Here is a 12,711-nt window from a genome sequence, read left to right as displayed (position 1 = left end):
CACAAGCTGGAAGGCCCCTCCGCCACCTACAACATGGCCTTCGCCCTGCGCCTGACGGGCGACCTGGACCGGGAGGCGCTGCAGGAGGCCCTCAACGACGTGGTCACCCGGCACGAGGCGCTGCGCACCGTCTTCCGCGAGGCCGACGGACAGCCCGGCCAGCACGTCCTCGCCCCCGACCAGGCGCGCATCACACTGCGGACCGTACCGAGCAGTGAGGACCTGCTCACCGCGCAACTCGACGAAGTGGCCCGCCACGAGTTCGACCTCTCCGCGCAGGTGCCGCTGCACGCCGAGCTGTTCACGGTCGGTCCGGCGGAGTCGGTGCTGATGATGGTGCTGCACCACATCGCGGGTGACGGTTGGTCGATGGCGCCGCTGGCCCGGGACCTGATCTCCGCCTACACCGCGCGCCTGACCGGTGCCGAGCCGGACTGGCCGCAGCTGCCGGTGCAGTATGCCGACTACACGCTCTGGCAGCGTGACCTGCTCGGTGACGACACCGACCCGGACAGCCCGTTCAGTCGCCAGTACGGCTACTGGGCACAGCAGTTGGCAGGTCTGCCGGAGCAGGTGACCGTGCCCACCGACCGGCCCCGGCCCACCACGGCCGGCAACGCCGGTGACGCGTGCGACTTCTCCTTCGACGCGGACCTGCACCGGAACCTCGCCGAGCTGGCCCGGTCGGCCGGAGCGACGGTGTTCATGGTGCTCCAGGCCTCCGTGGCCACGCTGCTGACCCGCCTCGGCGCCGGGACGGACATCCCGATCGGCTCTCCGGTCGCCGGGCGCACCGACGAGAACCTCGACGACCTGGTCGGCTTCTTCGTCAACACCCTGGTCCTGCGGACCGACACGGCGGGCAATCCGGCCTTCACCGACCTGCTCGCGCAGGTCCGCCGGACCAGCCTGGCGGCCCACGCCCACCAGGACACTCCGTTCCAGTACCTGGTGGAGAAGCTCAACCCGCACCGCTCCGCGGCACACCACCCGCTCTTCCAGGTCGCGCTGGCCCTGCAGAACAACGAGCAGGCCGAGTTCGAGCTGCCGGGACTGCAGGTGCGCTCGGAGAGCGCGCACACCGGCACCTCGCGCTTCGACCTGATGGTCACCCTGACCGAGGAACACGGCAACGACCACGAGCCGGTGGGCATCAGCGGAGCCATCGAGTTCGCGACGGAGTTGTACGACCGGTCGACGATCGAGGCGCTGATCGCGCGCTGGGCGCGGCTGCTGCGGGCGATCGCCGCTGATCCGTCCCGGCCGATCGGTTCGCTGGACCTCCTCGCCGAGGGGGAGGAGGTCCAGCTCCGGGAGTGGGCGACCATGGCCCGGCCGGAGATCGGCGACGCCACGCTGCCGGAGCTGTTCCAGGCTCGCGTGCAGGCCACCCCGGACGTGGTTGCGTTGGAGTTCGGCGAGGCGTCCTGGACGTACGCCGAGCTGAACGCGCGGGCGAACCAGGTTGCGCACTGGCTGATCGGCCGGGGGATCGGTGTCGAGCAGCTCGTCGGGGTGGCTCTGCCCCGGTGTGCCGAGCAGCTCGCCGTGATCCTGGGCATCGCCAAGGCGGGTGCCGGCTACCTGCCGGTGGACCCGGACTACCCGGCCGACCGCATCGCCTACATGCTCGCCGACGCCGCCCCCGCCCTCCTGCTCACCACCGCGGAGCTGGCGCCGGAGCTGCCGGGCGGGCTGGCGGTCGAGGGGCTGGCCGAGGTCTGGCAGGCGCAGCCCGCCACCGACCCGACGGATGCCGACCGGATCGCCCCGCTCACGGCCGCGAACACCGCGTACACCATCTACACCTCGGGCTCCACCGGCCGCCCCAAGGGCGTCACCGTCACCCACACGGGTCTGGCCTCGCTCGTCGTCACTCTGGTGGAACGCTGCGCCCTCGGCGAGGGCAGCCGCGTGCTGCAGTTCACCTCTGCCAGCTTCGACGTCTCGGTCATCGAGCTGGTGCTCGGATTCACCGTCGGAGCCACCCTCGTCGTGCCCCCGCCGGGTCGTCTCGCCGGCGAGGACCTCGCCGACGTGCTGTCCGACCGGCGGATCAGCCACGCCTTCCTTCCGCCGTCGGCCCTGGCCAGCCTGCCGTCCGGCACCGAGACCACGCTGCCCGCCCTCGGCACCGTCGTCGTGGCCGGCGAGGCCTGCCCGCCGGATCTGGCCGAGCGCTGGTCGCAGGGCCGCCGGATGATCAACGCCTACGGCCCGACCGAAGCCACCATCTACGCTTCGACCGGCGGTCCGCTGTCCGGTCCGAAGGCCCCGATCGGTCGGCCCGTGGTCAACACGCGGGTGTACGTCCTGGACGAGAACCTGCGCCAGGTGCCGCCGGGCATCCCCGGCGAGCTGTACCTCGCGGGCCGGGGTCTGGCCCGTGGCTACCTCAACCGGCCGGGCCTGACGGCGGAGCGCTTCGTCGCGGACCCGTTCGGTGAGCCGGGCGAGCGGATGTACCGCACGGGTGACCTGGTCCGGTGGAACCCGGATGGTGAGCTGGAGTATCTGGGCCGTACCGACCAGCAGGTGAAGATCCGTGGTTTCCGGATCGAGCCCGGAGAGATCCAGGCCGCCCTCACCAGGCACCCCGAGGTCGCGCAGGCCGTTGTGATCGCCCGCGAGGACCAGCCCGGCGACACCCGCCTGGTGGCCTACGTCGTCCCGGGCAGTGACAGCGCTGCCGAGGGTGACATCGCGGAACAGGTCGAGGACTGGCGGGAGTTGTACGACTCCTTGTACGAGCGGCCCACGGCGCCGTTGGGTGAGGACTTCGCGGGGTGGGACAGCTCGTACACGGGTGAGGCGATCCCGTTGGAGGAGATGCGGGAGTGGCGTGCGGCGACGGTGGAGCGGATTCGTTCCTACGCGCCGAGGCGTGTGCTGGAGATCGGTGTCGGTTCGGGTCTGCTGATGGCACCGCTCGCGGAGGACGTCGAGTCGTACTGGGGCACGGACCTGTCCCAGGCGGTGGTGACACGCCTGGTCGACCAGGTCGCCGAACGCGGCTGGGACCACGTGCGCGTGTCCTGCCAGAGCGCCGAGGACTTCACCGGTCTGCCGACGGGCTACTTCGACACGGTCGTCATCAACTCCGTCGCGCAGTACTTCCCCAACCGTGACTACCTGACCGTGGTTCTGTCGCGGGCCTTGGAGCTGCTGGCGGACGGTGGCCGGATCGTCCTGGGCGACATCCGCCACCTCGGACAGCTGCGGACCTTCCACACCGCGGTCCAGGCGACGCGGGCGGCCGGCACCACCCAGCTCCACGCCTCGGTGGAGCGCGCGGTGGTCGTGGAGAAGGAACTCCTGGTCCACCCGGACTACTTCACCGCCTTCGCCGCCGAACGCGGCGCGGGCGTGGACGTCCGGATCAAGCGCGGTTCGGCGCACAACGAGCTGACCCGCCACCGCTACGAGGTCACCCTCCACAAGTCCGCGGAGACCCTGACCGATCTCACCGACGCGCCGGTGGTGCGCTGGGGGACCGACGTTACGTCGCTGGACGAGCTCGGCCGGCAGCCGGTCGAGGGCGGCCTGCGTGTCACGGGCGTCCCGAACGCCCGCCTGACGGGCGAGGTGGCCGCCGTCGAGGCCCTGGACACCGGCAAGGACCTGACCGCCATCCGCTCGGCCCTCGGCTCGGCCACCGGCATCGACCCGGAGGCCTTCCACCGCTGGGCCACCGAGCACGGCTTCGACGCGGTCACCACCTGGAACTCCGAGCAGCCGGCCGCCTTCGACGCGGTCCTGCTGCCCGAGAACAACTCCTCGACCGTGACCGGCACTTACCGGCCGGGATCGGCCGGCACCGCCGTGACCAACTCCCCGGCCCGATCCCGGACCAGCGGGGCGCTGGTGACGACGCTGCGCCAGGTGTTGCAGGCACAGCTGCCGGACTACATGGTGCCGTCGGCGATCGTCACCCTGGACCACATCCCGCTCACCCCGAACGGGAAGATCGACCGCAAGGCCCTCCCCGCACCGGACTACACGTCCACCGCCGACGGCCGCGCACCACGCACCCCCCAGGAGGAGATCCTCTGCACCCTGTTCGCCGAGGTCCTCGGCCTGCCCGCGGTCGGGATCGACGACAACTTCTTCGACCTCGGCGGCCACTCCCTGCTCGCCACCCAACTCACCAGCCGGATCCGCAGCACCCTCGGCACCGAGGCGCCGCTCCAGGTGCTGTTCGAGGCGCCCACCGTGGCGAAGCTCGCGCCGCGTCTGACCCAGGACGGTGAGCTGCGTCCGCCGCTCCTGCCCGTCACCCGGCCCAACCCGCTTCCGCTCTCCTACGCCCAGCAGCAACTCTGGTTCCTGCACCAGATGGAGGGGCCGTCGGCCACCTACAACATCCCGTTGGTGCTGCGGCTGACCGGTGAGCTGGACCGGCAGGCGCTGGGGGAGGCCATCAACGATGTGATCTCCCGGCACGAGGCCTTGCGTACGGTCTTCGAGGAGGTCGACGGGCAGCCCGGTCAGCACATCCTCGCCCCCGAGCAGGCCCGTATCGACCTGCACGTCCGCCCGTGCGAGCAGGACGACGTCATGCGGGCCCTGGAGCTGGCCGTCCGCCACCGGTTCGACCTCTCCGCGCAGGTTCCGCTGCACGCCGAGCTGTTCACGGTCAGTCCGACGGAGTCGGTGCTGATGCTGGTGCTGCACCACATCGCGGGTGACGGTTGGTCGCTGGCGCCGCTGGCCCGTGACCTGGTCACGGCCTACTCCGCCCGCCTGACCGGTGCCGAGCCGGACTGGCCGCAGCTGCCGGTGCAGTACGCGGACTACACGCTCTGGCAGCGTGAGCTGCTCGGTGACGACAGTGACCCGGACAGCCCGTTCGTGCGCCAGCAGCAGTACTGGGCACAGCAGTTGGCGGGTCTGCCGGAGCAGGTGACCGTGCCCACCGACCGGCCCAGGCCCGCCGTCGCCGGGTACGCGGGCGACTCCACCACCTTCGGTATCGACGCCGATCTGCACCAGATGCTGTCCGAGCTGGCCCGTTCCAGCGGCACGACGATGTTCATGGTGTTGCAGGCGTCGTTCGCCGCCTTGATGACCCGCCTGGGCGCCGGTACGGACATCCCGCTCGGTGCGCCGATCGCCGGACGTACGGACGAGAACCTCGACCAGCTGATCGGCTTCTTCGTCAACACCCTGGTCCTGCGCACCGACACGGCCGGCAACCCGGCCTTCACCGACCTGCTCGCCCAGGTCCGCCGGACCAGTCTGGAGGCCTACGCCCACCAGGACATCCCCTTCGAGCACCTGGTCGAGAAGCTCAACCCGCACCGCAGCACCACGCATCACCCGCTCTTCCAGGTCATGCTCGCCCTCCTCAACACCGAGCAGCCGAACTTCGAACTGCCCAACCTGCAGGCGCAGCCGACCGGCGTGGCCCTGGGCACGTCCAGGTTCGACATGTTCATCAACATGGGCGAGCACCGGGACGACAACGGCACCCCGGCCGGCATGTCCGGCACGGTCGAGTTCGCCACCGACCTGTACGACCGGTCGACGATCGAGGCACTGCTCGCACGCTGGATCCGGCTGCTGCGGGCGATCGCCGCCGACCCGTCCCGGCCCATCGGCGGGCTGGACATCCTCACCGAGGGTGAGCGCCGCCGGCTCCGCGACTGGTCGGCCGACCCCCGGCCCGAGATCGGCGAGGCCACTCTGCCGGAGCTGTTCCAGGCCCGCGTGCAGGCCACCCCGGACGCGGTCGCGTTGGAGGCGGGGGACGAGACCTGGACGTACGCCGAGCTGAACGCCCGGGCGAACCAGGTCGCGCACTGGCTGATCGGCCGGGGCATCGGTGCCGAGCAGCTCGTCGGCCTGGCGCTGCCGCGCAGCGCCGAGCAGCTCGCCGTGATCCTGGGCATCGCCAAGGCGGGCGCCGCCTACGTGCCGGTCGACCCGGACTACCCGGCCGACCGCATCGCCTACATGCTCGCCGACGCCGCCCCCGCCCTCCTGCTCACCACCGACGGGTTGAGCGAGAGCCTCCTCGCCGCCGCGGGCACCGGTGGCGAGATCCTCACCATCGAGTCCCAGGCGGAGCGGTGGGACGAGCAGCCCGCCACCGACCCGACCGACGCGGACCGGATCGTGCCGCTCACCCCGGCGAACACGGCTTACACCTTCTACACCTCGGGTTCCACCGGTCGACCGAAGGGCAGCGTCATCGCCCATTCCGGGCTGGCCGGCCTCATAGCCACCGCGGTCGAGCGGTGCGAGGCCGGTCCGGAGAGCCGCGTCCTGCAACTGGCCTCGCCGAGCTTCGACCCCGCCGTGGTCGAGATCTTCATGGCCTTCGCCGCGGGCGCCACGCTCGTACTGCCGTCCGGCGGCCGCCTCGCCGGCCTCGAGCTGGCCAGGGTCATCGCCGATCGGCGGATCACCCATGCCTTCATCACGGCGTCGCGGCTCGCGAGCCTGCCCGAGGGGAGCGAGGCCGACCTGTCCGAGCTGGGCGTTCTGGGCATGATCGGTGAGCCCACACCTCCGGCCCTGGTGGACCGCTGGGCGCCGGGCCGCCGGATGATCAACGCCTACGGCCCGACGGAGTGCACCGTCTACGCGACGATCAGCCGCCCGTTCGCGGCGGGCCGGGCCCCCATCGGGTATCCGATCGCCAACGCCCGCCTCCACGTGCTGGACGACTACCTGCAGCCGGTACCGCCGGGGATCGCGGGTGAGCTCTACGTCGCGGGTGAGGGCGTGGGCCGCGGCTACCTGAACCGGCCCGGTCTGACGGCCGAGCGCTTCGTAGCGGACCCGTTCGGCGGGGCCGGGAGCCGGATGTATCGCACGGGTGACCTGGTGCGCTGGAACGGGGACGGTGAGCTGGAGTACCTGGGCCGCACCGACCACCAGGTGAAGATCCGCGGGTTCCGGATCGAGCCCGGCGAGATCCAGGCCGCCCTCACCAGGCACCCCGAGGTCGCCCAGGCCGTCGTCATCGCCCGCGAGGACCAGCCCGGCGACGTCCGCCTGATCGCCTACGTCGTGCCGAGCCGCGGAGGCGCGCCCGCACTGCCGCAGCTCCGGCAGGCCCTGCGGCAGCAGCTCCCGGACTACATGGTCCCGGCCGCGATCCTGGTGATCGACGGCATCCCGCTCACCCCGAACGGGAAGATCGACCGGGCGGCGCTCCCGGTTCCGGACCACGCCGTCGTCTCCACGGGGCGTGGCCCCCGCACCCCGCGCGAGGAGATCCTCTGTGCGCTGTTCGCCGAGGTCCTCGGTCTGTCCAGCGTGGGGGTCGACGACAGCTTCTTCGATCTGGGCGGTCACTCGCTGCTGGCCACCCGCCTGATCAGCCGCATCCGAAAGACCCTGGGCATCGAGGCCCCGCTGCGGGCGTTCTTCGAGGCGCCGACCGTGGCCCAGCTGGCCGAGCGTCTGGCGGACGGTGACGAGCGGACGCGGCTCGCCCTGGTGCCGGTCACCCGGCCCGAGGCCATCCCGCTGTCCTTCGCCCAGGAACGGCTGTGGTTCATCCACAAGATCGAGGGCCCCTCGGCCACCTACAACATGCCGTTGGCCCTGCGGCTGACCGGTGAGCTGGACCGGCAGGCGCTGCTGGACGCCCTCAACGACGTCATCGCGCGCCACGAATCGCTGCGCACCGTCTTCCGGGACGTCGACGGACAGGCCCGTCAGCACATCCTCGACCCCGTCGAGGCCCGCATCGACCTGGCGGTCGTCCCCACGGACGAGGGCCGGATCCACGAGCAGCTGAACCGGGCCGCGCGCCACGAGTTCGACCTCTCCGCGCAGGTTCCGCTGCACGCCGAGCTGTTCGCCGTCAGCCCGACGGAGTCGGTGCTGATGCTGGTGCTGCACCACATCGCCGGTGACGGTTGGTCGATGGCGCCGCTGGCGCGTGACCTGATCGCCGCCTACACCGCGCGCCTGACCGGTGCGGCGCCGGACTGGCCGCAGCTGCCGGTGCAGTACGCGGACTACACGCTCTGGCAGCGTGACCTGCTCGGTGACGACAGTGACCCGGACAGCCCGTTCAGTCGCCAGTACGGCTACTGGGCGCAGCAGTTGGCCGGTCTGCCGGAGCAGGTGACCGTGCCCACCGACCGGCCCCGGCCCACCACGGCCGGCAACGCCGGTGATGTCTGTGACTTCTCCTTCGACGCGGACCTGCACCGGGATCTCGCCCAGCTGGCCCGGTCGGCCGGAGCGACGGTGTTCATGGTGCTCCAGGCCTCCGTGGCCGCGCTGATGACCCGGCTCGGTGCCGGCACGGACATCCCGATCGGCAGCGGTATCGCGGGACGCACCGACGAGAACCTCGACGACCTGGTCGGCTTCTTCGTCAACACCCTGGTCCTGCGCACCGACACGGCGGGCAACCCGGCCTTCACCGATCTGCTCGCCCAGGTGCGCCGGACCAGTCTGGAGGCCTACGCCCACCAGGACGTCCCGTTCCAGTACCTGGTGGAGAAGCTCAACCCCCGCCGCTCCGCGGCACACCACCCGCTCTTCCAGGTCATGCTGGCCCTGCAGAACAACGAGCAGGCCGACTTCCAGCTGCCCGGCCTGCGGGTCAGCCACGAGCCCGCGACCACGGACACGTCCCGGTTCGACCTGTTCGTCAACATCGGTGAGTTCCACGAGCGCGACGGCTCGCCCACCGGGGTCGCCGGGTACATCGAGTTCGCGACGGAGTTGTACGACCGGTCGACGATCGAGGCGCTGATCGCACGTTGGGTCCGGTTGCTGCGGGCGGTCGCCGCTGATCCGTCCCGGCCGATCGGCTCGCTGGACGTCCTTACCGAGGGGGAGGAGGGCCAGCTCCGGGAGTGGGCGACCACGGCCCGGCCGGAGATCGATGACGCCACGCTGCCGGAGCTGTTCCAGGCCCGCGTGCGGGCCACCCCCGATGCCGTCGCGTTGGAGGCGGGGGACGCGTCCTGGACGTATGCGGAGCTGAACGCGCGGGCGAACCAGGTCGCGCACTGGCTGATCGGCCGGGGCATCGGTGCCGAGCAGCTCGTCGGTCTGGCGCTGCCGCGTGGCGCCGAGCTGTTCGCGGCGATCCTGGGCGTGGTGAAGGCGGGCGCCGGCTACCTGCCGGTCGACCCGGACTACCCGGCCGACCGCATCGCCTACATGCTCGCCGACGCCACCCCCACCCTCCTGCTCACCACCGCGGAGCTGGCACCGGGGCTGCCGGACGGACTGGCGGACGGGCTGCTGGACGGGCTGGCGGTCGAGGAGTTGGCCGAGGTCTGGCGGGCGCAGCCCGCCACCGACCCGACCGATGCGGACCGGATCGCGCCGCTCACGGCCGCGAACACCGCGTACACCATCTACACCTCGGGTTCGACGGGCCGCCCCAAGGGCGCGACCGTCACCCACACGGGTCTGGCCTCGCTGGCCTCGACGCTGGTGGAGCGTTGCCTGACCACGGCGGACAGCCGGGTCGTGCAGTTGGCCTCGCCGAGTTTCGACGCCTCCGTCCTGGAACTGCTGATGGCTCTCAGCAACGGCGGGACGCTGGTCGTGCCTCCGCCGGGTCGTCTCGCGGGTGAGGACCTCCTCCGGGTCCTGGCCGACCGGCGGATCACCCACGCGTTCATCCCGCCGTCGATCCTGGCCACCCTCCCGGCCGGTGCCCCCGAGACGCTGACCGACCTGTCCAGCCTCATCGTCGGTGCCGAGGCCTGCCCGCCGGACCTGGTCGGGTTGTGGGCGCCGGGCCGTCACATGGCCAACCTCTACGGTCCGACCGAGACCACCATCTCCACCACCATCAGCCGTCCCCTGGCCGACCTGCGTACGCCCATCGGCGCTCCCAACCACAACACCCATGCCCGCGTCCTGGACGAGAACCTGCGCCAGGTGCCGCCGGGTATCCCCGGCGAGCTGTACCTCGCCGGCCGGGGCCTGGCTCGTGGCTACCTGAACCGTCCGGGTCTGACGGCGGAGCGCTTCGTGGCGGATCCGTTCGGCGGGGCCGGGGACCGGATGTATCGCACGGGTGACCTGGTGCGCTGGAACCCGGACGGTGAGCTGGAGTATCTGGGTCGTACCGACCAGCAGGTGAAGATCCGTGGGTTCCGGATCGAGCCTGGCGAGATCCAGGCCGCCCTCACCCGGCAGCCGGAGGTCGCGCAGGCTGTCGTGATCGCCCGCGAGGACCAGCCCGGCGACACCCGCCTGGTGGCCTACGTCGTCCCGGGCAGTGACAGCGCTGCCGAGGGTGACACCGCGGAACAGGTCGAGGACTGGCGGGAGTTGTACGACTCCTTGTACGAGCGGCCCACGGCGCCGTTGGGTGAGGACTTCGCGGGGTGGGACAGCTCGTACACGGGTGAGGCGATCCCGCTGGAGGAGATGCGGGAGTGGCGCGCGGCGACGGTGGAGCGGATCCGTTCCTACGCGCCGAGGCGTGTGCTGGAGATCGGTGTCGGTTCGGGTCTGCTGATGGCACCGCTCGCGGAGGACGTCGAGTCGTACTGGGGCACGGACCTGTCCCAGGCGGTGGTGACACGCCTGGTCGACCAGGTCGCCGAACGCGGCTGGGACCACGTGCGCGTGTCCTGCCAGAGCGCCGAGGACTTCACCGGTCTGCCGACGGGCTACTTCGACACGGTCGTCATCAACTCCGTCGCGCAGTACTTCCCCAACCGCGACTACCTGACCGTGGTGCTGTCGCGGGCCTTGGAGCTGCTGGCGGACGGCGGCCGCATCGTCCTGGGCGACATCCGCCACCTCGGACAGCTGCGGACCTTCCACACCGCGGTGCAGACGCCGAAGGCCGCTGATGCCGCGAAGTTGCGTTCCGCGGTGGAGCGCGCGGTGGTGGTGGAGAAGGAACTCCTGGTCCACCCGGACTACTTCACCGCCTTCGCCGCCGAACGCGGTGCGGGTGTGGACGTCCGGATCAAGCGCGGTTCGGCGCACAACGAGCTGACCCGCCACCGCTACGAAGTCACCCTCCACAAGTCCTCGGAGACCCTGACCGATCTCACCGACACGCCGGTACTGCGCTGGGGCACCGACGTTGCGACGCTGGAAGAACTCAGCCGGCAGCCGGTCGAGGGCGGCCTGCGTGTCACTGGTGTCCCGAACGCCCGTCTGACGGGCGAGGTGGCCGCCGTCGAGGCCCTGGACACCGGCGAGGACCTGATCGCCATCCGTTCGGCGCTCGGCTCGACCGCCGGCATCGACCCGGAGGCCTTCCACCGCTGGGCCACCGAGCACGGCTTCGACGCGGTCACCACCTGGAGCTCCGAGCAGCCGGCCGCCTTCGACGCGGTCCTGCTGCCCGAGAACAACTCCTCGACCGTGACCGGCACTTACCGGCCGGGATCGGCCGGCACCGCAGTGACCAACTCCCCGGCCCGATCCCGGACCAGCGGGGCGCTGGTGACGACGCTGCGCCAGGTGTTGCAGGCGCAGCTGCCGGACTACATGGTGCCGTCGGCGATCGTCACCCTGGACCACATCCCGCTCACCCCGAACGGGAAGATCGACCGCAAGGCCCTCCCCGCACCGGACTACACGTCCACCGCCGACGGCCGCGCACCACGCACACCCCAGGAGGAGATCCTCTGCACCCTGTTCGCCGAGGTCCTCGGCCTGCCCGGAGTCGGGATCGACGACAACTTCTTCGACCTCGGCGGCCACTCCCTGCTCGCCACCCAACTCACCAGCCGGATCCGCAGCACCCTCGGCACCGAGATGCCCCTCCAGGCGCTCTTCGAGGCGCCCACCGTCGCCGAGCTCTCCGAGAGCCTCGACGCCGGCACGCCCAGCAGCGCCTACGACGTCCTGCTGCCGCTTCGGAAGCGGGGGCTGCACGCTCCGCTGTTCGTCGTGCACCAGGGGGCGGGCATGTGCTGGTCGTACGCCGGTCTCCTGCCGCACCTGAGCCAGGACTTCCCGGTGTACGGACTCCAGGCCCACGGACTGGCTCATCCCGAGGAGCTCAGGAACAGCGTCGAGGAGGTGGCCGACGACTGCATCGAGCAGATGCTGACGGTGCAGCCCGAGGGTCCGTACCACCTGATGGGGCACTCGTTCGGAGGGATCCTGGCCCACGCGATCGCGGCCCGGCTGGAGGAGCGGGGTGAACGGGTCGACCTGCTGGTCTTCCTGGACTCCGATCCCGCCAAGCCGATCCCCGAGCACCTGCTGCAGGGCCAGGACGAGATGAAGCTGATGTACGGCGCGATCCTGGAGGCGCTCGGGGTCAACACCGAGCAGCTGGCCAACCGGATGCCCACGTTCGAGGAGTTCTCCGAGCTCGCCCGTGGGACGAACACCGTCCTCGGCAGTCTTGAGGAGAGCCGGTTCGTCGCCCTGATGAGCGTCATCAAGAACAACATCATGCTGATGGGCAGGTACCGCCACGAGCGGGTCTCGACGGACGCGATGATCTTCGCGGCCACGCGTCACCGCTCCGGATACGTCATCCCGGCGGACGCCTGGGACGCGTACGTGGACGGTGACGTCGTCCACCACGAGGTGGACTGCACCCACCAGACCATCACGACGCCGCGCATGTTCCGGGAGATCGGACCCCTCGTCGAGGCCAAGCTCCGGAAGCTCACCGAGAACACGATCGCCCCGCGCGGCGAGAAGGAGTAGCGCGAGGACGGCCGCGACCGAGCGAAGACCGCGTCCCGGGGCGCACCTTTGCACGCATCAGCCCGACAACAGAACCAACAGACTCCC

Annotated in this window: 1 protein-coding gene; it reads left to right on the top strand. The window is 70.9% G+C overall.

Translation table 11 applies throughout. The features are described 5' to 3' along the window. Positions 1-6 precede the first annotated feature (6 nt). The gene (locus AB0F71_RS39370) at positions 7-12,624 is read left to right on the top strand and encodes an amino acid adenylation domain-containing protein (RefSeq protein ID WP_360245976.1); all 12,618 of its coding nucleotides are present in this window, start codon (positions 7-9) and stop codon (positions 12,622-12,624) included. Positions 12,625-12,711 lie beyond the last annotated feature (87 nt).

The sequence above is a fragment of the Kitasatospora sp. NPDC028055 genome (assembly GCF_040637885.1).
Lineage (GTDB): Bacteria > Actinomycetota > Actinomycetes > Streptomycetales > Streptomycetaceae > Kitasatospora.
The sequence above is the reverse complement of the archived record's forward strand: the minus strand, read 5'-3'. Positions and strand labels throughout refer to the sequence as shown.